This is a genomic window from Caminicella sporogenes DSM 14501 (assembly GCF_900142285.1).
Taxonomy (GTDB): domain Bacteria; phylum Bacillota; class Clostridia; order Peptostreptococcales; family Caminicellaceae; genus Caminicella; species Caminicella sporogenes.
The window spans coordinates 1-24019 of sequence record NZ_FRAJ01000007.1 but is presented as its reverse complement, the minus strand read 5'-3'; the positions used below and the strand labels follow the sequence as shown (position 1 = coordinate 24019).

20 protein-coding genes and 5 tRNA genes are annotated in these 24019 nt (G+C 29.5%); all 25 read right to left on the bottom strand.

Annotated elements, in window-relative coordinates; translation table 11 throughout:
- Positions 1–31: 31 nt before the first annotated feature.
- A complete protein-coding gene (locus BUA90_RS04920) occupies positions 32–1051 on the bottom strand; it encodes a TAXI family TRAP transporter solute-binding subunit (RefSeq protein WP_072966283.1) in 1020 nt (339 codons plus the stop codon).
- Between the two features lie 220 nt (positions 1052–1271).
- A complete protein-coding gene (locus BUA90_RS04915) occupies positions 1272–2636 on the bottom strand; it encodes a sigma-54-dependent transcriptional regulator (protein WP_072966282.1) in 1365 nt (454 codons plus the stop codon).
- 30 nt (positions 2637–2666) lie between these two features.
- Positions 2667–4610, bottom strand: coding sequence for a transporter substrate-binding domain-containing protein (locus BUA90_RS04910; protein ID WP_072966281.1), 1944 nt, complete (start codon positions 4608–4610; stop codon positions 2667–2669).
- Between the two features lie 192 nt (positions 4611–4802).
- Entirely contained in the window at positions 4803–5978 is a 1176-nt protein-coding gene (locus tag BUA90_RS04905; RefSeq protein WP_094756739.1) for an NAD(P)-dependent malic enzyme, read from the bottom strand.
- Between the two features lie 12 nt (positions 5979–5990).
- Positions 5991–6539 carry a Fe-S-containing hydro-lyase gene (locus BUA90_RS04900; protein ID WP_334292690.1) on the bottom strand — a complete coding sequence of 183 codons (549 nt, stop codon included), beginning with the start codon at positions 6537–6539 and terminating at the stop codon, positions 5991–5993.
- 70 nt (positions 6540–6609) lie between these two features.
- Positions 6610–7452: a fumarate hydratase gene (locus tag BUA90_RS04895; protein WP_072966279.1), complete on the bottom strand. Its 843-nt coding sequence runs from the start codon at positions 7450–7452 to the stop codon at positions 6610–6612.
- 372 nt (positions 7453–7824) lie between these two features.
- Positions 7825–8298: a spore coat protein gene (locus tag BUA90_RS04890; protein WP_072966278.1), complete on the bottom strand. Its 474-nt coding sequence runs from the start codon at positions 8296–8298 to the stop codon at positions 7825–7827.
- A 275-nt stretch (positions 8299–8573) separates the two neighbouring features.
- Positions 8574–8649, bottom strand: a tRNA-Arg gene (locus BUA90_RS04885).
- Positions 8650–8816: 167 nt separating this feature from the next.
- Positions 8817–9782, bottom strand: coding sequence for an ABC transporter ATP-binding protein (locus BUA90_RS04880; RefSeq protein WP_072966277.1), 966 nt, complete (start codon positions 9780–9782; stop codon positions 8817–8819).
- Positions 9782–10771 carry an ABC transporter ATP-binding protein gene (locus BUA90_RS04875; protein WP_072966276.1) on the bottom strand — a complete coding sequence of 330 codons (990 nt, stop codon included), beginning with the start codon at positions 10769–10771 and terminating at the stop codon, positions 9782–9784. Before BUA90_RS04875 ends, BUA90_RS04880 begins: the two co-directional genes overlap by 1 nt.
- Positions 10772–10791: 20 nt before the next feature.
- A complete protein-coding gene (locus tag BUA90_RS04870; protein WP_072966275.1) occupies positions 10792–11697 on the bottom strand; it encodes an ABC transporter permease in 906 nt (301 codons plus the stop codon).
- 25 nt (positions 11698–11722) lie between these two features.
- Positions 11723–12652 carry a nickel ABC transporter permease gene (gene nikB, locus BUA90_RS04865; protein ID WP_072966274.1) on the bottom strand — a complete coding sequence of 310 codons (930 nt, stop codon included), beginning with the start codon at positions 12650–12652 and terminating at the stop codon, positions 11723–11725.
- Positions 12653–12775: 123 nt separating this feature from the next.
- Positions 12776–14308, bottom strand: coding sequence for a glutathione ABC transporter substrate-binding protein (locus BUA90_RS04860; protein ID WP_072966273.1), 1533 nt, complete (start codon positions 14306–14308; stop codon positions 12776–12778).
- Between the two features lie 473 nt (positions 14309–14781).
- A tRNA-Leu gene (locus BUA90_RS04855) sits at positions 14782–14865 on the bottom strand.
- A gap of 54 nt (positions 14866–14919) precedes the next feature.
- Positions 14920–14995: transfer RNA gene (locus tag BUA90_RS04850), tRNA-His, on the bottom strand.
- Positions 14996–15081: 86 nt separating this feature from the next.
- Positions 15082–15155: transfer RNA gene (locus BUA90_RS04845), tRNA-Gly, on the bottom strand.
- A gap of 4 nt (positions 15156–15159) precedes the next feature.
- A tRNA-Pro gene (locus BUA90_RS04840) sits at positions 15160–15236 on the bottom strand.
- A 789-nt stretch (positions 15237–16025) separates the two neighbouring features.
- The gene (locus BUA90_RS04830; RefSeq protein ID WP_072966271.1) at positions 16026–16502 is read right to left on the bottom strand and encodes a metallophosphoesterase; all 477 of its coding nucleotides are present in this window, start codon (positions 16500–16502) and stop codon (positions 16026–16028) included.
- Positions 16499–17107, bottom strand: a complete 609-nt coding sequence (locus BUA90_RS04825) for an XTP/dITP diphosphatase (protein ID WP_072966270.1) — start codon at positions 17105–17107, stop codon at positions 16499–16501. Before BUA90_RS04825 ends, BUA90_RS04830 begins: the two co-directional genes overlap by 4 nt.
- Before the next feature lie 13 nt (positions 17108–17120).
- Positions 17121–17846: a ribonuclease PH gene (rph, locus tag BUA90_RS04820; protein ID WP_072966269.1), complete on the bottom strand. Its 726-nt coding sequence runs from the start codon at positions 17844–17846 to the stop codon at positions 17121–17123.
- A gap of 207 nt (positions 17847–18053) precedes the next feature.
- Complete coding sequence (locus BUA90_RS04815; RefSeq protein ID WP_072966268.1) at positions 18054–19319, bottom strand: DUF401 family protein; 1266 nt, start codon at positions 19317–19319, stop codon at positions 18054–18056.
- A 321-nt stretch (positions 19320–19640) separates the two neighbouring features.
- Positions 19641–20657, bottom strand: a complete 1017-nt coding sequence (locus BUA90_RS04810; protein WP_072966267.1) for a GerMN domain-containing protein — start codon at positions 20655–20657, stop codon at positions 19641–19643.
- A gap of 67 nt (positions 20658–20724) precedes the next feature.
- Positions 20725–21243 (bottom strand): DUF2179 domain-containing protein, encoded by a 519-nt coding sequence (locus tag BUA90_RS04805; RefSeq protein WP_072966266.1) that lies wholly within the window; start codon positions 21241–21243, stop codon positions 20725–20727.
- 148 nt (positions 21244–21391) lie between these two features.
- Positions 21392–23485: an N-acetylmuramoyl-L-alanine amidase family protein gene (locus BUA90_RS04800; RefSeq protein WP_072966265.1), complete on the bottom strand. Its 2094-nt coding sequence runs from the start codon at positions 23483–23485 to the stop codon at positions 21392–21394.
- A 250-nt stretch (positions 23486–23735) separates the two neighbouring features.
- Positions 23736–24019 (bottom strand): integrase core domain-containing protein (locus BUA90_RS04795; protein WP_143146268.1); only part of this gene is annotated, 284 nt, incomplete at its 5' end.

Here is a 24019-nt window from a genome sequence, read left to right as displayed (position 1 = left end):
TTAACCCGATCAGTATATTGATCGGGTTTTTTTATGGCAACAATTCCTCAGGAATTTCTATTCCCTTTTCTTTATAAAATTTTACTGCTCCCGGATGAATTGGCACAGGTGGTAAACCTTTAACAGCTTCATCTAAACTTACAAATTCTAAAGCCTTATGAGAACCAACAATTTCCTCATAATTTTCATACATTGTCTTTACTAAATTATAAACTAATTCTTCATCTAAATCGGCACTACAAATCAAAGCTGATTTTACACCTACTGTCTTTATCTCTTTATTCTGATTAGAATAAAGACCTGCAGGTACTTTGAACTGCCCATAATATGGTGCAGCTTCATGAAGCTTTTTATAATCTTCATCACTAAATTCCAACAATTTTACTGCTGTTTTACTTGCAAATATTTCTGAAACTGCTGAAGTAGGTAGTCCACCTTCTGCATTCATACCATCTAACTGTCCATTTTGCATAGCACTTGAAGCTTCAAAATATCCTAAATGTTCAGGTTTAATATCATTAAAAGTTATTCCTCCTACATTTTCGAGAATCATTTTTGTACTATATTCTGTTCCAGAACCTGCTCCTCCCACATTAAATCTCTTACCTTTTATATCTTTAATAGAATTAATTCCTGATGCCTCTGTAACTACAAATTGGGTTACATCTGGCCACAATGCAGTAACGAATCTAACTTTTTCAAACTTATTATCTTTAAATCTCTGTTCACCTTTATATGCAAATAATGTTAAATTTGCCATCGCTATACCTAATTCAGCTTCCCCATTCTTAAGCATATTAAGATTTTCAACAGAACCACCAGATGATTGTGCTGATGCTGCAATACCCATATCTGCTAATTTTTCATTCCACAACGTTGCAAGTATAGTTCCTACAGGATAATAAGTTCCACCTGTAGAACCTGTAACAATAGTAACAAATTTTTTCCCTGAATTATTTCCACTCTGATTATCTGCTTCCTTAGCACATCCTGCAAAAGAAAAAACTATAAGTATTAAAGTAATAATCAAAACAAATATTTTCTTAAACACTTTTTTCCCCTCCTATTGTCATAAATAATTTTCAAAACTTAATTTTATAAATTGCAAATATCATTCCAAATTTATTGAATTTTCAAATATTTTTTTGTAAATCTCTAAATTACTTTATTTTCAGCATATATTTTAAAAATTTTATTTATATAAAAAACATTTTTTACGTATTTTTATACAAAAAATACCCTGCAAATTTTGCAGGGGCTGCATTTTTTTCCTAATTGTATTCATTATATTTTTTCAATTTATATCTAAGACTTCTTTCACTTATGCCTAATACTTCAGCTGTTTTCTTCTTATTATTTTCCATAGCTCTTAATGTCCTTAATATAACCTCTTTTTCTATATTTTCCAACTTTTGTCCTATCTTTACAGGAATAATATTAAAATTATTAAAATAATCATAAACCCTACATTGTTTTATCAAATCAACTGGAAGATCAACAGTATCAATGTATTCATTATCCGTAAGGGCTATTGCTCTCTCAATTATATTTTCCAACTCTCTTATATTTCCTGGATAATCATAATTTTCTAGTATTTCTAAAACATCTCTTGTAACTCCTTTAATTTTCTTTCCAATTTTTTTTGCATATTTTTTAATAAAATGTTCTATTAACAGCGGAATATCTTCTTTTCTATCTTTTAAATCGGGTAATTTAATAGATACCACATTTAATCTAAAATATAAATCTTCTCTAAATTTTCCTTTTTTAACTTCTTCTTTAAGCTCTTTATTTGTAGCTGATATAATTCTAACATCTATTTTCTTACTACTTTCAGCACCTAATGGAAAAATTTCTTTTTCCTGAATAGCTCTAAGAAGTTTTACTTGAAGATTAATATCTAACTCGCCTATTTCATCTAAAAAGATAGTTCCTTCATGTGCAAGTTCAAATCTCCCTTTTCTCCTTTGATTAGCTCCTGTAAAAGCTCCTTTTTCATAACCAAACAATTCACTCTCAATTAAGTTAGCAGGTATTGCTCCACAATTGATTACTTCAAATCTCCCACATTTTCTTATACCTCGAAAATGAATAGCTCTTGCAATAAGCTCTTTTCCTGTTCCACTTGACCCTTCTATCAATATGTTAACATCTATATCTTTAATTTTATCTATTAAATGAAATATATCTTTCATAACTTTAGATTTTCCTATTATTCCATTCTTTCCATAAATATTTTCTATTTCTTCTTCCAAATATCTTATCCTATCATTTAAAATTTTATTTTCAAGTGCCTTTTTTAACAAAACCTTTAATTTTTCCAAATCTAAAGGTTTCGATATATAATCATAAGCACCTGTTTTTATAGCCTTGATTGAAGATTCAATTGTTCCATATGCTGTCATTATTATTACAACAGCTTCATTTTGTATGTTTTTTATCATATTTAATATATCTATTCCATCTATATCTCCAAATTTCAAATCTAATAAAACTAAATCAAAATTTATTTTTTCTATACATTTTTTTACTTCAAAAATATTTGTAGCAGTGTAGACATCATAATCATCTTCAAATACAAATTTTAAAGATGAACATATAGAGTTTTCATCATCTATTATTAATAACTTATTCATACTATACACCTCATTTGTTGTAAAGTAAAATCAATTTTTTTGGGTGAATAAAAAGGCTTTTGGCAATGATATTTTTATTTCCGTACCCTCTCCTATCTCGCTATCAATAAAAACATCTCCACCATTTTCCTTAATAAGCTGATAACATAATGCTAAACCAAGACCACTACCTTTGTTCTTTGTAGTAAAAAATGGTTCAAAAATCCTTTTCATATCTTCTTTAGATATTCCACATCCATTATCTTTAATAAATATTTCTGAAAATAAATCTCCATTCTTTGCATATATCTCAATAACAGCATTTTTCCTATTTTCTAATGCTTGTATAGAATTTAATAAAAGATTAATAATTATTTGTTTAAAATGCTGTTTATCCGTATTTATAAAAACGTTTTCCTTAATATCAACATATAACTTTATACCTTTATCCTCTATATGTTTTTCAAAAATCCTCAATATACTATCTATTGTATCTTTGACATTTATTAACTCTTTATTTGGCTTTTTGGGCTTTGCATACTCTAACAAATTTGCAATTATTGAATCTAATCTTTCTATTTCCGTAGGAACATCTTCTGAAATCTTCTGTCTAAAATCAGGATTATTATATTTATATGGGATAAGCTGTATATAAGTTTTTATAGCTGTTAAAGGATTTCTTATCTCATGAGCTATACCCGCCACCAATCTTCCTAAAGATTCTAACTTATCTTTCATTATTATCTTCTCTTGCATAATTTTTTCATTTGTAACATCTTTAAAAGTAAGAGTTATACTGCAAATCTCTTTTTTAGTATTTATAATAGGATACACATTATATTCAAATATCCTCTTTTTTCCTTTAATATTTAATTCTTTTTCAATATTAATTTTTTCTTCTCCCGTTTTCAGCACCTCATAAAAATCATCTTGATGAAAATATTCTTTTATTTTAGTTTCATAAAAATACTTATTTACTAATGCTTCCTTAGAACAATCTAAGTACAGTAGTGCTTTTATATTAGCCGATAAAATAACCCCTTCTTTATTAATAGTAATCAATCCACTAAAAATGCTATTTATTATTTGTTCCATAAATACTGACTTTTCTCTTATTTGCTGAGTTCTTTTTTCTACTTCCTTTTTTAAAATATAATTCCATCTGTAAAATAATAACATAAAAAGTATTAGTACTAAAAAAACTGCTATAGATATACAAATAATTTTTCTAATATATCTATAAGTAGGATATACCATTTCCCCAAACCACTTTTTATATATTTTATCATAAGTCCCATTTTTCTTTATTCTGTGTAAACCTTCATTAAATATTTCAAGTATCTTTTTATCACCTTTATTTACTGCAAAACAATATTTTTGAGGATTAATTTCTTCTCCCACTATTTTTATATTCTTTGCATATCCTTTCTTTTGTATTATATATAATCCAGTTAGTTTATTACCTACATATGCATCTACTTTGCCTTTTAATAATCTATCTAAAGCATTTTCTTGATTTTCAGTTTCTATAATATCTATATTTTGAATATTCTTAAGCATATCTAATGCAATATCATTTTTCTGTACAGCAACTTTTTTCCCATAAAGGTCTTGTAAATCTACAATACACTTATTGTCAATATGAACAAATATAGCTTGAGAAGTAACTATATAAGGTTCTGAAAAATCATAAATATAATTTCTTATCTTTGAATATTTCATACCTTGTATTGCATCTATCTTTTTTTCATTGAGTGCAAGTATTACTTGAAACCAAGGCATTGGTTTTAATTCTACATCTATACCCATTTCAATAGCTATAGCCCTCATTATATCTACATTAAATCCTTTATAAACTCCATTTTCATCTACATATTCAAATGGAGGAAAATAATTATCTCCTCCTATAACTATTGTTTCATTTATATCAGCAAAGGCATTATATGGTTTAATTAATAAATTTATCAAAATTATAATAAAAAAAAATTTTTTCATATGCCTATCATCTCTCTTTTTTATAAAAAATAATTCTATTTTAATAATTTATATATCGTATTATAAATCTTAATCTAATAACTTATTTTTTATATAAGTTTAGCAAATTTATATTTAAAAAAATGCACAATAAAACACCATTTTAATATTAAAATTTGCGTTTTATTGTGCAATTTATATCTTTATTTTTTATTATATTCTACTAACACCTGTTTTTTTTGCTGCGTTTTTTACAGCTTCAGCAACATTTTTTACTACTCTCTTATCAAATGGTTTTGGTAAAATATTATCTACTGTCAATTCATCATCTGAAATAGTATTAGCTATTGCATAGGCAGCTGCAATCTTCATTTCTTCATTTATATCTGAAGCTCGGACATCTAAAGCACCTCTAAATATTCCCGGAAAAGCTAATACGTTATTAACTTGATTTGGAAAATCTGACCTTCCAGTTCCAACAATAAAAGCTCCACCAAGTTTTGCTTCATCTGGCATTATTTCTGGTATAGGATTTGCCATAGCAAATACAATAGCCTTATCTGCCATGCTTTCTATCATTTCTCTAGTAACTATATTAGGAGCAGATACTCCAATAAATACATCCTTTCCTTTTATTACATCTTTCAATGTTCCTCTTTCTTTATTTTTATTAGTTATTTTTGCCATTTCTCTTTTAGCCCAATTTGCTTCTTCATAATCTTCATTAATTACTCCTTTTTTATCACATAAAACTATATTTCCTACTCCAAGTTTTAATAAAAGCTTTGTTATTGCTATCCCAGCAGCTCCTGCTCCATTAACAACTATCTCTATTTCTTCTATTTTCTTATTAGTAAGTTTTAATGAATTTATAAGTCCTGCTGCTACAACAATAGCTGTACCATGCTGGTCATCATGAAATACAGGTATATCTAATATTTTCTTAAGTTTTTCTTCTATTTCAAAACATCTTGGAGATGCTATATCCTCAAGATTTATACCTCCAAATACAGGTTCCAAAAGTTTTACTGTTCTTACTATTTCATCTACATCCCTTGTATCAAGACAAATTGGAAAAGCATCTATATCTGCAAAGCTTTTAAAGAGTACAGCTTTACCTTCCATGACAGGTATTGATGCAGTAGCTCCTATATCACCTAATCCAAGGACTGCTGTACCATCACTTACAACTGCTACCAAATTTGATTTTGAAGTATAATCATATACTGCATTTTTATCTTTACTAATTACTCTACATGGTTCTGCAACCCCTGGAGTATATGCAGTTGACAATTGTTCTTTATTTTCAACCTTTACTTTGCTCACTACCGATATTTTTCCTTTTTTCTCTTTATGTAACTCTAAAGCCAGTTTATTATAATCAATCATTAACTATCACCTTTACTTTCTTTCATATTTTTTTCTTTCAGTTTCATATAAATTATTTCCTTTACTATCTATTACTACTACAACCGGAAAATTTTCTACTTTAAGTCTTCTTATAGCCTCCGGTCCTAAATCTTCATATGCTATAATCTCACTTTCTTTAATACAATCAGCTATTAAAGCTCCTGCTCCCCCAATAGCTGCAAAGTAAACTGCTTTATTTTTTATCATTCCATCTATAACTTTTTTGCTTCTGCTGCCTTTTCCAATCATCCCACTAAGTCCTAAATTAAGTAACGGTACTGTCAAATCGTCCATTCTATAGCTGGTAGTAGGACCAGCTGAACCTATCACTTTTCCGGGTCTAGCTGGAGCAGGTCCTACATAATATATCACTTGATCCTTTAAATCAAAAGGAAGTCTATTTCCATTTTCTATTGCATCTACAAGTCTTTGATGTGCTGCATCTCTACCTGTATATATTATTCCACTGAGATAAACAGTATCTCCGGCTTTTAAACTTTCTACTTTTTCTTTTGTCAAAGGAGTAGTAATCCTTTTTATTTTATCAGACATTTGAAATTATCTTCCTTTCCTCTAATAAATCAAAATCTTTTTTGAATTAAAATTCTTTTCAAATAATCCTTTCTTCATGCCTTGAAGCATGACAGTTAATATTTACTGCAACTGGCAATCCTGCTATATGAGTAGCAAACACTTCAATATTTACAGCTAAAGCAGTCGTCCTTCCTCCTAATCCTTGAGGTCCAATTCCTAAATCATTTATTTTTTTCAATAAATTTTCTTCCATTTTTCTTATATGTTCTAATTTATTATGTTCTCCAACTGGTCTAAGCAGAGCTTTCTTTGCCATATAAGCAGCCTTATCCAAAGTCCCTCCTATACCTACACCTACTACTATTGGAGGACAAGGATTAGGTCCTGCTTCAGATACAGTTTTAATTACAAAATCTTCAACACCTTTTATTCCATCAGAAGGTTTAAGCATTTTTGTTCTGCTCATATTTTCACTACCAAACCCTTTAGGTGCTACAGTAATCTTCACCCTATCTCCAGCTACAATATCATAATAAATTATCGCTGGAGTATTATCCCCTGTATTCTTTCTTATCAAAGGGTCTTTAACAACAGATTTTCTTAAATAACCTTCCTTATACCCCTGCCTTACTCCTTCATTTATGGCATCTGTTATATTACCACCTATTAATTTGACATCTTGACCTATTTCAACAAAAATAACAGCCATTCCAGTATCTTGACACATAGGCACTTTATCATTTTTAGCTATTTCTGCATTTTTTATTAGATTTTCTAATATGTCTTTACCTACAGGTGATTCTTCCAATTCTTTAGCTTTTTTTAAAGCATTAATTACATCAACACCCAAATTATAATTTGAACTCATACACATTTCTTTGACAACATCTCTTATTTTAAATACATGTATTTCTCTCACTTTTCACACCGTCCAATTTATTTTTTTCAAAAATAAATCGACATAGGTAAGCATACACCTTTGCAAAGTGCACATCCCCATGCCGAAATGTTTCTAAGAAATAAGTAATGGATAAATCACTCACTTAGAAACAAGGCATTATATCTTTCACAACCCTTGCATTTTAATTATATAAAATATTCAGACACTTTTCAATCTCTAAGATTATTTTTAAAACTATTTACTATAAATTTATTTTTAAACACACTCTTTTTACCTATTTTGAATAAAAAACATTAACAATAAAATATCCTATAGAAAGATTTACTTTAATCTATCTATAGGATGATATTTTAAAAACTTAACTATAAAATCAAATCAATTGCTAGAAATTTATTTAACATTATACATTCCATGGCTATTCATATAATCAAAAAGTTCTTTTCCATGCTGTTGTTCATCTTGCTGTATATGTTGAAGTGCTTGTCTAATAGTTGGATTTACACATTCGAATATTACAGTATCATATGTTCCTGATACATATTTTTCAGTAGATAGCAAATCGTTACATAAAACTTTGTCTTTTTGATTGCTCATAACATTTTCTGAATTCATTTGCTGTACCTGAGCTTGTTGAAACATAACTTGCTGATTTATCTGTGCATGACTTAAATTAGGTTGTTGCCCATTAAGTATTTGATTAATAATATCATAATGATGCTGTTCTTCAGTTGCAATTTTATTAAATAACTGTTTTAATTGCGGGTCTTGTGCTTGATTTGCATAATTTTGATATTTTTTAACACATATTTCTTCTTGATTTCTCTGTTCTTCTAAAAGCATTCTTTCTTTTTGACTAATTTGCATTAAACCACCTCCTTGAATTATTCTTTACAATCAAATAAATTGTTATTCATATTTTCTACTACTATTATCGTAACTTTTCAAATTTTATACTTCAAAATATTATTTTAATAACAAATATATTTTTAATATTTTTATTAATTATAAATTTCATAAATAGATAATAAATCTTTAAAATCCTATAAAATTAACTTAAATACTTATTAATTATTCATTATTACTTATTAATAAAAAATACCAGCTAAAATTTTAATAGCTGGTATTTTAACAGATATAATTGGTGCACCCAGAGGGACTCGAACCCCCAACGCCCAGATTCGAAGTCTGGCACTCTATCCATTGAGCTATGGGTGCATTTATTTCTTATATTACTTTATTAATATTAGCATATAGATGTATATTAATCAAGTACAGTATACTCTGTAAAACTCACAGCTATTTGTAAAAAATAACTCTAAAGGCAGTATAACCTTTAGAGCTATATAAATATAGAGAGAGGTCTACACATTTATATGAAAATATTATTTTAGCTTGTCTACCATATGACATGCAACAAAATGTTCATTTCCTATATCTTTTAATTCAGGCTGTTTAGAAGTAGCCATTTTACAGCTGTCAGCATAAGGACATCTTTTAGCAAATCTACATCCCGGTTCTGGATTTATTGGAGAACTAATCTCTCCTTTTAAAACTATTCTTTCTTTTTTGCGATGTATACTTGGAACTGGAATAGCTGATAAAAGTGCCTTCGTATAAGGATGAATAGGATTTTTAAAAAGTTCTTTAGCAGGTGCTTTTTCAACCATTTGTCCAAGATACATAACTGCTATCTCATCAGAGAAATGTTTAACAACTGATAAATCGTGAGTAATAAACATATAAGTAAGTCCAAATTCTTCTTGAAGGTCTTGCATAAGGTTTAATACCTGTGCTTGAATAGAAACATCAAGAGCAGATACTGGCTCATCACATACTATAAACTTAGGATTTAATGATAAAGCCCTTGCTATACCAATTCTCTGTCTTCTACCACCATCAAGCTCATGCGGATAAGCATTTACAAGTCTCTCTGCTAATCCAACTGTATCCATAAGCTCTGAAACTCTCTTATTAAGTTCAGCTTTATTCTTAACTAATTTGTGAATTATTAAAGGCTCAGCTATTATTTCACTGACTGTCATTCTTGGATTAAGTGAAGCAAATGGGTCTTGAAATATTATCTGCATCTCTTTTCTAAGTTCTCTTAACTGCTGTTTATTGAACATTCTTATATTTTTACCTTCAAATATTATTTCCCCATCAGTTGGTTCATGAAGTCTTAAAATCGCTCTACCAGTAGTTGATTTACCACAACCTGATTCACCAACTACACCAAGAGTTTTACCTCTTTCTATTGAAAAAGTTACATCATCAACGGCATGTAACATTCCTTTAGGTGTTTTAAAGTACTTTTTAAGATTTCTAACTTCAAGTATTTTATCTGCCATTATCTTTTCACCTCCGCATCAACAAGACCTTCATAAATTAAGCACTTAACCTTATGTCCATTTTCTATTTCAGTAATTTTAGGTTCTTGTTTACTGCAAATATCCTTAGCGTACGGACATCTTGGATGGAATTTACATCCTTTTGGAAGGTTTGTTGGGTCTGGCATCAAACCTTTAATAGGCTTCAATCTGTCAACTTCTTCTTCTAAATTTGGTATTGAACCAAATAAACCTACAGTATAAGGATGTCTTGGATTTTCAAATAACTGCTCAAGTGATGCAGTTTCTACTATTTCACCAGCATACATAATAGCAACTTTATCACATACTTCTGCAACCACACCTAAATCATGAGTAATTAAAATCATCGCTGTCTTAAATTCTTCCTTCAAATTATTCATTAAATCAAGTACTTGTGCTTGTATTGTAACATCAAGAGCTGTTGTAGGTTCATCAGCTATTAAAAGCTTTGGATTACAAGCAAGTGCTATAGCTATTATAACTCTCTGTTTCATGCCTCCTGAAAACTGATGCGGATAATCATTTACCCTTGTCGCTGGAATACCAACAAGTTCAAGCATTTCCTCTGCTTTTTTCATAGCTTCTTGTTTTGACACATTTTGATGTATTTCAATAACTTCAGCTATCTGTTCCCCTACAGTCATAACAGGGTTTAATGAAGTCATAGGGTCTTGGAATATCATAGATATTTTATTTCCCCTAATCATTCTCATTTCTTCTTCAGAAATATCTAATAAATTTCTCCCTTCAAATTCAATTGACCCATTTATAATTTTACCCGGAGGATTAGGTACCAATCTCATAATACCCAACGCAGTAGTAGTCTTACCTGCTCCTGTTTCTCCAACTAATCCTAACGTCTCTCCTTCATTAAGCTTAATATCTATACCGTTAACAGCTTTAACTGTTCCATCATCAGTTATATAATGTATAGTTAAATTATTTATATTTAGCAGCTCTTTTGCCATCATCTACACTCCCTTCTAGATTATTGCTTTAATCTTGGATCTAGTGCATCTCTTAAACCGTCACCTACTAGGTTAAGTGCAAGAATTGTAATCATAATTGCAAGTCCCGGGAAAGTCGTTACATGCCATGCATATCTTAAATACTGTCTACCTCCAGCTAGCATTGAACCCCATTCCGGTGCTGGTGGTTGAATACCAAGTCCGATAAAACTAAGTCCTGCTGTAGAAAGAATTGCTCCTGCAACACCTAAAGTCCCTTGAACTATAACAGGTGCTAATGCATTAGGTATTATATGTTTTAAAATTATTCTCGCATCACTAGCCCCTATTGCTTTAGCCGCTTCTATAAATTCTTGATCTCTTATAGATAAAACTGAAGCTCTAACTATTCTTGCATATGAAGGAACCGAAGATACGCCAATTGCTAGCATTAAGTTAAATAGAGATGGTCCTAATGCTGAAACTATTGCAATAGCCAATAATATACTTGGAATTGCTAAAAATATATCCATTGCTCTCATTATTACATTATCTAATTTTCCACCATAATAACCTGCTATTGCTCCTAAAGTTCCTCCTATAATTATAGAAATACCAACAGCAATTATTCCGACATAAAGTGAGACTCTTGCTCCATGTACCATTCTTGCAAATATATCTCTTCCAAATTCATCTGTTCCAAGCCAATGCTCTGCACTTGGTCCTTTTAATTTATTAGCTAAATCTATTTTTACAACTACTTCATCATAATTTGCTATAAAATCTGCAAAAATTGCTAATAAAACTAATACAGTAAGTATAGCTAATCCCAACATAGCCATTTTATTCTTTTTCAATCTTCTCCAAACTTCAGCCCACTGACTTCTCTTTTTATTTTTTTTCTTGTGACTTACTGACTCTTTTTTTAGCACTACATTTGAAGCCATATTTATACCTCCCTTTCAGTTAATTCTACTTGCTGTATTGCGATTTAATTCTTGGATCCACATATGCATATAATATATCAACCATCAAGTTAACAATACTAAAAGTTGTAGCCAAGAATACAACTGATGCTAAAACTGTAGGTGTATCTTTTTGTCTTATAGCTTCAACTAAAAGTCTTCCTACTCCCGGCCATGAAAATACTGTTTCAGTTAATACTGCACCACCTAGTAAATAACCAAACTGTAATCCTACAACTGTTATAACAGGTATTAATGCATTTTTTAGTGCATGTTTATTTACAACTTTCTTTTCTGCAACACCTTTAGCTCTTGCAGTTCTTATATAATCCTGTCTAATAACTTCTAACATCGATGAACGAGTCATACGAGTAATAATTGCTGCTGCACCTGTTCCAAGAGTTATAGCAGGTAGTATTATACTTGTAAATCCATCATATCCGCCAGATGGTAAAATTCCCAAAGAAACTGAAAATACTAATATGAGCATAAGTCCAAGCCAAAAGTTCGGCATGGATACTCCTAAAAGTGCTGCTACCATACTGATACTATCAATTAATGAATACTGTTTAGTAGCCGATATAATTCCTACAGGAATACCTATAGCAATTGCAATTGCAACTCCTACTACTGCTAAAACTAAAGTATTCGGAAATCTAGCAAATATTTCAGCAAAAACTTCTCTCTTTGTTGTATAAGAACGTCCAAAATCACCTTTTATTGCATTTCCCAAAAATCTAAAATACTGAACTAAAAATGGATCATCAAGTCCCATTTCTGCTCTAAGCTGCTGTACCGCTTCAGCTGGAGCATTCTCACCTAAAATCAACTGAGCTGGGTCACCTGGTGTAAATGACATAATTGAAAACACTATAAATGTAACCCCTAAAAGTACTGGAATAAGTAGCAATAATCTTTTTAATATATACTTATGCATTATAATCCTCCCTTCACATTTATAAAAATTATTAAGATTATGTCGTTCTTTTTAATTTTTTGTAAATTTTTTATTCCAAAGTAAAAGTAGGACCTTTCAAGGTCCTACTTTTTTATTTACTTTTTACTCAAAGTATACTCCATATATACTGTGATGTCCTGCTGGATGTAGTTTAAATCCTTTTACAGATTTTTGAATACCTGCATTTTGAGTTCCATAATAAAGCATTACATCTGGAGCATCATTTACTATGATTTCTTGAGCTTTTTTATAAGCTTCTTCTCTTACCTTTGGATCTATTGAAGTTCTACCTTTTTCTAAAAGCTTGTCTACTTCTTCATTTGTATAGAATGTTCTGTTACCAGCTCCACCATGCTGTGAACTGTGATATAAAGCATATAAACCGTAATCAGCATCTGCTGTAACTGTTGTCCAACCAAGGATAAACATATCGTGTTCACCTTTAGCAGTTCTCTCTAAATAGCTACCCCACTCAAGTGGTTCAATAGTTACATTTATTCCAACTTCTTTTAATTGAGCCTGAACTATTTGTGCTATTTGCATTCTAATAGGATTATCATTAGTCCAAATAGTAGTATCAAATCCATTTTCATATCCTGCTTCTTTTAACAATTTCTTTGCTAATTCTGGATTATAATCATATGGTTTGATTTCCCCATTATATCCAAATACTCTTGGTCCTATTGGCGAATTAGCTTTTTGTCCAGCTCCATTTAATACAGCTGTGATTATATCATCAACATTTATTGCATAATTTATAGCTTTTCTCACCTTTGGATTATCGAAAGGTGCTTTTTTCATGTTCATACCAATATATGCATATGAAAGTGATGGTCCTTCAATTAATTGTAACTTTTCATGATTAGCAACTCTATCTTTATCAATTGGTTCAATATCATAAGCTATATCAACTTCACCAGTTTCAAGTCCAATTGTTCTATTAGTCCCTTCAGTAATATTTCTAAATACTACATTTTTAATCTTAGCTGGTCCTTGATAATAATCATCAAATCTTTCAAGTGTTATTCTATCTCCAGCTTCCCAGCTTACAAATTTATATGGACCAGTTCCTATTGGATGTTGTCCATAATTATCTCCAGCTTCTTTTACAGCTTTTTCATTTAATATTGAAGCTGCAGTATGTGAAAGATGTGCTAAAAGTGGACCAAATGGTTCTTTAGTTTTAATTATAACTGTGTAATCATCTTTAACCTCTACACTATCAATTGCCTCTACTATATGTGCAACTTTTTGAGATTTCAACATTCTCTCTAAAGTAAATTTAACATCACTAGCCTTTAATTCTTCACCATTATGGAACTTAACACCTTTTCTTATATTAAATTGCCAAGTAGTTTCATCTAATTGCTTCCAGCTTTCAGCAAGTCCTGGAACTAATTCCATATCAACAGTAGCTTTAACAAGCGTATCGTAAATTTGCTTCATAACTCTAGAAGATGGTTGGTCATTAGTTGCATGTGGGTCAAGAGATTTTGCATCAGCACCTTGTGCAACTACTAATGTATCCTTTTCAACCTTTCCTTCATTTGCAGCTTTTTGTCCGCAGCCTGTCAGTGCTACTGCAAAAATCATAACTGCAGAAAGTATCATTAAAAACTTTTTGTTTTTAAACATCATGTTTTCCTCCCTTGATTGTCGTAATAAGTTTTTAAGGGGCCCCAATAATATTGCAATCAGTATTAAAATTGCAATATCAAAACTTATAAGTACCTTTTGTAAGACTTTAGTAATTTATTGAATTGTTTTAAATGACATGAATTTTCAAACAATTCACCATCTACTAAAGCCTCATTCATCAAATATAATCGATATACATATATGCTAAATGATTTTAAAAACAATTTCAATAAAATTTATATTTCTATTTTTTAATAATTCTATAACTGCTTGAAACAACTTAATTTCAACGTTTCTTAACATTTTTTAATACAAATGTCTAAATTGTAATATTTAATATAAATTACTTATTACAAATTCCAATTTTAAGAGTCAAATCTCTAGGATTTTTTATAATTCCTAATCTTAAAAATGCTAAAAAACAAAAACAACACCCAAAGTAATACTATTCTTTGAGTGCTGTTTTCACATGGTGCGGGTGGAGGGACTTGAACCCCCACGCACAAGGCACTAGATCCTAAGTCTAGCGCGTCTGCCAATTCCGCCACACCCGCATATGATAAATCTTTATCAAATTAAAAAACTTATAATTTTATTGGTAATTTTATTGGGGCGGCTGATGGGATTCGAACCCACGCATGCAGGAGCCACAATCCTGTGTCTTAACCACTTGACGACAGCCGCCACAAAAAGTAATAGCGTGTGTACAAAACTATCTATTAACACACGACTTACAATATATATTAAATTTATCACATACAAAAATAAAATGGAGCGGGTGAAGGGAATCGAACCCTCGCAACCGGCTTGGAAGGCCGGGGCTCTACCACTGAGCTACACCCGCTTAATGGTCGGGGTGGCAGGATTTGAACCCGCGACCCTCTGGTCCCAAACCAGATGCGCTACCAAACTGCGCTACACCCCGAACAACTTACGTAAGTAATTATACAGTATAAAATTATCTTTGTCAATAATTTATTTATATTTTTGCGATTATTTAATTTATAAAAGAATATCATCTATTTGTTAATATATATGAAATGATATTATGGTATAATTGATATAGACTAATTTTTAACACAAGTTAATAATATGGGGAGCTCAACCCTATCACTAAATACTCATAAAGAAAGGATGTGGCTTTTATATGAGCCTTTTTTTAAATAATCCAAGTAAATATTTATACTTACTTATATTTTTATATTTTTTCTTCATTCCTCGTTTTTACAGTATGAGTAACATAGAAAAAAATAAGTTTTTTAATATATTAAGTAAATCACACCTAATATCTATATTTTTTTTATTAATAATAGGCTCAATGAAAATTAATGATAATTCAAGCTTAATTAACTTATCTTATGTATACTGTACAATAACTGTAAACACAATAGCTGCTATAATTATTTTTTACTTAAAATTAGATATTGTTATAAACAATGCTCTTAAAAGATTTATTGGTCAAGAGTTTGTTCATAAAACAATGGTTATTTTTTATGCAATGATATTGTTTATATATTTATTTTTTCCTAGATTTAATTTCATATTGAAACATATAGCTACTATACTAACAATATTGCTTTCATTGAATTTTCTTAGTATAAAATATTTAAATGAAGAATAAATGTAAAAATGCAAAATGGGGCTGTCGCATTAGCAATTTTTAATTGCTAATGCGACAGCCCCTTTCTTATTTTATCTTTATGAACGCAACTTATTATATGAGAGTTATTAATTGCACATCTATATCATCTTTTTTTAGTTCTAATAATCCATAAGTAGCCTTATTTCCCATCCTAGGTCTTGAAACACTTCCAGGATTAATAAATAAAATACCCGACTCCCATATATACTGCGGAATATGACTATGTCCAAAAATAACTATATCAGCTCCAAGTTCTTGTGCTTTATAATACAATCGAGTCAAATTATATTTTACATCGTATTTATGTCCATGAGTCAAAAATATTTTTTTATTTTTAATTGTAAAAAACATTTCACTTGGAAAATCTTTCTTATAATCTGTATTTCCTCTTACTGCAATTACCTTAAGCCCAAATTTTTCCTTAATCATCATTGCATCCTCATATGTATCTCCTGCATGAATAATAAAGTCTACACTTCCCATATCTTCAATTGCACGATATATGCTCTTATAATCCCCATGTGTATCACTAATAATACCTATTTTCATATTACATCACCTAAAAAACTATTTAATTCTCTTCTAAGTTTTTCAAGTGCTTTTGCTCTATGACTAATCTTGTTTTTTATTTCTGGTCCTAACTGTGCAAAAGTCTTATTGTACTCTGGAACTATAAATAATGGGTCATATCCAAATCCATTCGTTCCCTTTTTTTCAAATCCTATTATACCTTCACATTCTCCTCTTACAACGAGTTTTTTTCCATCAGGTCTTACTACTGAAATTACTGAAACAAATCTTGCTGTTCTTTTATTAAAATCTACATCTTTAAGACTTTCAAGAAGTTTTTTATTATTTTCATCATCAGTTGCATTTTCTCCAGCAAAACGAGAAGAATAAACTCCCGGTCTGCCATCTAAATAGTCAACTTCTAATCCCGAATCATCTGCCAAAGCTATTAAGTTCGTTTTTTCCATAACAGTTACTGCTTTTTTCATAGAATTCTCTTCAAATGTATTTCCATCTTCAATTATTTCTAAACTTTCAAGTCCAACATCATCCATAGAAACAAGTTCAATATTCAATTCTTTAAGAATTTCTTTAATTTCTTGAAGTTTGTGTTTATTCTTTGAAGCTAGTACGATTTTTACCATAAATATTTCACCCCTATAATTCTATTCCTAATACTTCTTTTTGCAAATTAATAAGCTTTTTTATTCCCTTTTCTCCATATGCTAAAAGAGTGTTGAGTTCTTCTCTGCTAAAAGGTGATTCTTCTCCTGTCCCTTGTATTTCAATAAATTCTCCATTATCGCTCATCACTATATTCATGTCTACCTTAGCTTTTGAATCTTCTTCATAACATAAATCTAATACAGGTGTATTATCTATTATTCCCACACTAATTGCTGCAACATACCTCTTAACTGGTAAACTTTCTATAAGTCCTTCATTTACCATTTTCTTAAGTGCATCTACTAAAGCAATAAAAGCTCCTGTAATAGAAGCCGTTCTAGTTCCTCCATCGGCTTGTATAACATCACAATCAATCCATATAGTTTTTTCTCCTAATTTATCTAAATCTACTACAGAGCGAAGTGCTCTGCCTATCAACCTGTTAATTTCCTGAGTTCTTCCTTCTAATTTTCCTCTTGCAGCTTCCCTAATCTTTCTTACTGCAGTTGCTCTTGGAAGCATTGAATACTCAGCTGTTATCCATCCCGTTCCCGTACCCTTTAAAAATGGTGGAACTCTATCTTCTATCGAAGCTGTACAAATTACTTTTGTATTTCCCATCTCTATCAATACTGAACCCTCTGGATGAATTAAATAATCTTTTGTAATCTTAACCGGTCTCAATTCGTCTACTCTTCTTCCATCAAATCTTTCCATTAATATCTTCCTTTCCTAAGTACTACTAATTAGTATTATAACATAAAATCTTAAGTTTTAAGTTAGAAGCTGTAGGTCTTTAGGTTAATTCTTTTTAGGTTACAGGTCATAGATTAACTCTCAGTTATCAACTGTTATCAGTTCTCAGCTGCCAGCTCTCAGCTTAATGTCATTCCTTTAAAACTTTTTTAATTCTTAATTTTTAATTTATTTATACACGTAATAAATTATTAACATCGTCAAATACACAGCAGGAAGTAGAAACTTATAATTTCTATAAAGCTCTTTAGTTCCAACTTTATAATATTCAAGTGTTAAAACTTGACATAAATGCAGTGGAGAAATAAAATAAGCCATAAATCCAGTTGTATAAATCATCATAGCATATAATAATTTTATATGTTCAGTTTCTGCTAACGGCAGTATTATTGGATATAAAAGTGCAATAGCAGTTTGTGTAGAAGCTGTTGCAAAAGACGCAACTACTCCAAATAATACTATTATAACTTCTAAAGGCACACCTTTATTAATATATTGATTGAGCAAAATATTGATTTCATTTATTTCTTGTATTATACCTTTAAAACACATAATTCCCAAAACTGCATATACCATTGAAGGTTTTATTCCCTTTATCATAATTTTTAATAAATTTGACTTTTTATTTTCATTACTTAAAACTGTTTTTTCAATTCCTCTTAATATTCCTTTACAAGATAAATAATTAATCAATATACATACTATTATTCCCATTATTAGCGACAAATAAAATGGAATATTATATGCTAAAGAAGCAACTATACCTATATATATAGGGGATAAATATATAAGTAAGTCTTTAATATTTTTTAAGTATTCTGTAAAAGTAATATTATCTCTTACAGGCTCCTCAACTCCATGAAGATAAATAAAATAACCTATAATATACATAAGTATTGATAGTGGAAATTGTAATTTAATAAAATCCCAAAGATTTAAATTTCCTACCTTTGCAGCTAAAATAATTGTAGGTGAAAATGGATAAATAAAATACAAAGCATGTCTAAATATTAAATTTATTGATGCTTTTTTTTCTGGTGAAAGATTTAATCTCTTGCCTAAACTATCTACAATCGGTGCTGAAAGCAAAGCTCCTCCCGTTACAAGCATAGTCCCCATTATCGCTGGAACTACTAAAATAGTTGCTTTAGCACTCATTAATACTTTTTCTAAAGAAAAAACCATTCTATCAAGTATTTTAAATTCTTCCATAAGCTGTCCTAATATACATATCAATATTATAGATACAGCTAATTCAATTGTAATTGGGTCTAAAACAGCTTTCAAAAACACATTAATAATAGATAAAATTTTTAATCCATTTAAAATCCCTATTAAAAATGCTCCTAATACTAAGGATAATCCAATATTAACCTTTTTATTTGCCAAATATATAACCAAAGTTAAAGATAATATTAAAGTAAATAAAAGCATTCAACCACCTCAAAAACAAATACATCTTTAATGTATTTTATAATTCCAAAGTATAAACTCTAAGTCCTTAAATCAATCCTTTGAAATCTTTAAAAATTTTTCAACTCTTAGCTTCTAACTCTTAATTCATAACCTAACTTATAACCTGACTAATATTACTTTATTTCACATATTTTAATTTCTTGTAAAAATTTTTTGACATTATACCATAATAATCGACAAAAAATCAAATCATTTGCTTGTATTATAACATAATATTTTTATTTTACAGTTGTTTTTTTAATTTAAAATAAAAAAAATAAAACCCAGGATGACCTGGATTTAATATTCATTAGCAAATGTTGGTATAGACGCTGGTTCTTCTTTACTTATATCTCCAAAATTTATTTCTTCTCCTTCAGCCAATATACTAACTTTTTCTAAAGCTACATCTTTTTTATAATACTCTTTTAAAGTAAGTGCTATTGTTTTTACTATATCACTTGCCAGTTTACTATCTTTTATATCTTTAATTTCTTTTGAAAAATCAACATAAGCAACTCCATCTACAACATCTACATTTCTAACCTGAATATTTTTAGGTATTACTGTAAATAATCCTGAATCTTCTGGAGGTCCTTCTATTAAAGACTCTAAAACTCTAATAGCTGTTACTGATTCATTATCAGCAACATCAATTTCTTTAGTAACAGGAATAAAATAACTTTCCAAACCATTAACTGTTCCTTGATAATAAACTATTACTTTATTTTTATTTCTTCCACTTCCAATATAATTAATATCTTTTCTTGCAAGAGGTTTATCAATTTTTAATCCATATGTAAGACTATTTACCTCTTTACCGTCAATCATTATTTTAACTTTACTAATCGTTGGAAATTCTGTCAAAGTATATACTATACCTTTTACTATACAAGCCTCTTCTTTTGCATCGTTATAATTAAGAAAATCTCTAGTAAAATCAACTTTACATATTCCATCATGTATACTAATTCCTCGTATTTCTGTATTAGCAGGCAAAATAGGAGTTAATCCCAAACTTTCTATATCACTTCTATTAGCTGGATTATCTATAAGAGCTCTTAAAGCTGCTCTTGCTATACCTCTTCCTTCTGGCCAAGGTATTTTTCTCATAACAGGAACTAAATATCCTTTATCATCTTTATAATATAAAACAGTATTTCTTAAATTACTATCTTCCTCTGAACTTTCAATAATATTTGATGCTGACTTTTCATGACTTAAAAATTCTTTTATAATATATGCACCTTTCCATACTGCAACACTAAATAGTAGACAAATAGTTAATATTAATGCCAAAGCACCTTTACGTCTCATATCTTAGCCCCCCTATTTTAACTATATATTTTATTTATATTAGGGGTATCTTTATACTATGTCTATTTTATTTCCTTTTCGTCTTAGTAAAATATCCTCCACGCATACTCTTTATATCAAAAACTGTAACAAATGGTTTTTCTTCCATTTCATCAACTATATCATATAATTTTTTAATATTCTTTCTATCCAGCATAACATTTAAAACATATCTTTTACCTTCTTTTCCCTCACCTTCAACAGCTGTCACTCCAAAACCATTAGTTCTTAACAATCTTGCTAAATAATTACCATTCTTATTAGAACAAATTATCTGAGCTGTTATTTGCCCTATTGCAATTTTTTCTTCAATGTAGCTTCCTACAAAATTCCCACATGCAAACCCCAATGCATAAGACAGTAAATTCCTATAATCAGATAAACCATTTACAACTTTACCAAGTGCAGTTACATATATAATCACCTCAAAAAAACCAAGTATTGCAGCATAAAGTCTTTTACCTCTAACTAACATAAGCATTCTCAAAGTTGACGAAGTCATATCTAATACTCTCGCAGAAAAAATAAAAAAATAGTTAAGAATCATTTATAATTCCTCCTAAACCATAACTTCTTTAAATTTTTTATTTACTCACTCATTATATATTCTTATTACCCAAAAGTGTATACTATTTACAAAAATTTTACGTTTTTTTATCTTATAAAAAGTGAAATAAGCTGAGCACCTGCTCAGCTTATTTCATTAACACTTTTTCAAAATATTTAACTATACCATTAAAAGTTGCCTTAGCACACTTCATTCTATATTCACTTGTACTCAATAATTTTTCTTCCTTCGGATTTGTTAAAAAACCTAACTCAACTAATACTGCAGGCATCTTTGTTTCTCTAGGAACAACTAATTTTGGTCTTTGTATAATTCCTCTATCAAGTGCTCCTAAACCTTTTACAAGTGAATCCCTCATTATTTTTGCAAATGTCTTATTATCTCTATGTTCATCATATGGATAATATAGAACTTGAACTCCTTCAATACTTCGTTTTGAATGAGCATTTGCATGAATACTTACAAAAACATCTGCACCAAGTTCATTTGCTATAGTTGCTCTATCATACAAACCAATGTAATTATCATCTTGCCTTGTCATATAAACTTTAAATCCTTCTGTTTCTAACAATTTCTTAAGTTTTAAAGAAACATCTAAAACTACGTCTTTTTCCTTTATTCTTAAATTAGGACTCATTGCTCCAGGGTCTTTGCCCCCATGTCCCGGGTCAATAACAACTAATTTATCTTTAAATTTTGATACAGTAAGACTTTTATTTATAAAGCTCAATATTATTTTATCCGTCAATTTGCTAGATGAATTATCTACAAATACTGTTCCATCAGCAAGTTCAATATATATATAATAGTATTCTTCACTTCTATCACTATCAATTCTGATATTTTTAACAATTTTATCTTCTATATCAAGTTTCATGCTATCCAAGTTTATTTTAGTCTTTTCTATTTTTAATACTACTTCTTTATCAGCTTTAATATACTTTGCAGTATACTCAGTCTCTCCATCAGTATTTATAACTAATTTAGCAGTATTTACATTTTCCTTATAATAGTCAAATCCATCTAACGGCTTACCTGCTACATATACATATATATCATTTTTTATATGTTCAATATATACATCTTCTGCTCTTACATTCTTCTCCAAATCTACTACAATCCTCGAAATCTTATCATCTGGTTCATAGTTTTGATCTGGTTTAAATTGTGAAAATCTTACACCTTTTATACCACCTTTATTAACTTCTATTGGCTTACCTTTATAATTAAGTAGAGAATTTAAAACGTCTACTACAATTTTTCCATCTAAAAACATTATATTATAAGCAGGTTCTTCTTCTGTTTTTATAATAACTGTATCTACATTGTATATCTTATCAATTTTTATATCGTTTACTAAGTTTATAAATTTAATTCTAACTTCTTTTTTTTCTTTATCATATACTATCTTATATCCTTTTTTAACACTCACATCTACAACAATTCTAGTTTTATATGGATTTACTTCAAACTGAGAAGCTCTTACTGCTTTTATATCTTTTTCATAAATATCTATATGTAGTAATCCATTTAAATCAACTTTAGATTTATCTCCTATATCCAATATAGTATTTGGAATATCTACTACTAATCTATCTTCTCCACCAACTTCACTTCCCTCTAAGAAAAATGATGAAGTTTCTACTTCTCCTGTAGTTTTTATTACTATTTCAGGAAACTTTGTAGAACCATCATAATAAATATCTTTTATGTATTGTAGCGGTTTATCAATAGTGGCTGTCATCGTTTCTCCTATCCAACCAACTTCCATACCAAGCTGTTCTGAAACAAACCTTAAAGGAACCATTGTCCTATAATTTCCCTCATAACCAAGAAGCTTTGCTGGAACGCCAGATGGCAAAGTATATTTTTCTCCATTTACTAAAACAATAGGACTATCTATTTTAAGAATTATTTCCTTTTCATTTGTTTTTATAACAGCTTCTTTTCTATCTTGATTCCATGTAACCTTAGCTCCTAAATTTTCACTTATAAACCTTACAGGAACTAATGTTCTGTCATTAAACAGCATTCCAGGGACATCTGATATAACATCATTTCCACCCATTAAAATATTTACAACTTTCACATCATATTCTCTGCCATTAGAACCATCAATAATATGTACAGTTTCTCTTTCATATTTTTTAAGTGCAGATACATCACATGTCATTCCAAAAAAAATAAAAAATATTAAAAATAAAGACAAATACCTTCTCATCTTCTGCCCCCCTAAAATGCTGTTTTTCAACAAAATACATATTTTCTAATTTAATTTATATCATTTAATGTAACATCAGGTCAACTCAAGAAGAACTTTTGTAATTAAGATTTAATATAACAGGTTATAAGTAACAGATTAGCTCTCGGTTCTCAGCTGTCAGCTCTCAGTTTAATGCCTTTCTTTTAAAGTCTTTTTTTATTCTAACTCTAATTCTTAATTTTCGGTTTGACCCCTTAAATTTGGACAATTAAACTCTAACAACTAACTTTTTCTTAATATTGCTTGAGTTTTCTCTATAAAATTCCATAGGTGTCATATAACCAATAGCTGAATGAATTCTTGTATTATTATAGTAATCAATATATTTCACAACTTCTTTATAAGCTTCTTTGAAACTTGTAAAACTAAAATATTTTAAGCATTCATTCTGAAGCAGGTTATGAAAAGATTCAATATGAGCATTCTTATTTGGTGTCTTAACAGGAATTTGCTCATGATGCATATTAAGTTTTTCACAAGTATATTTGAATA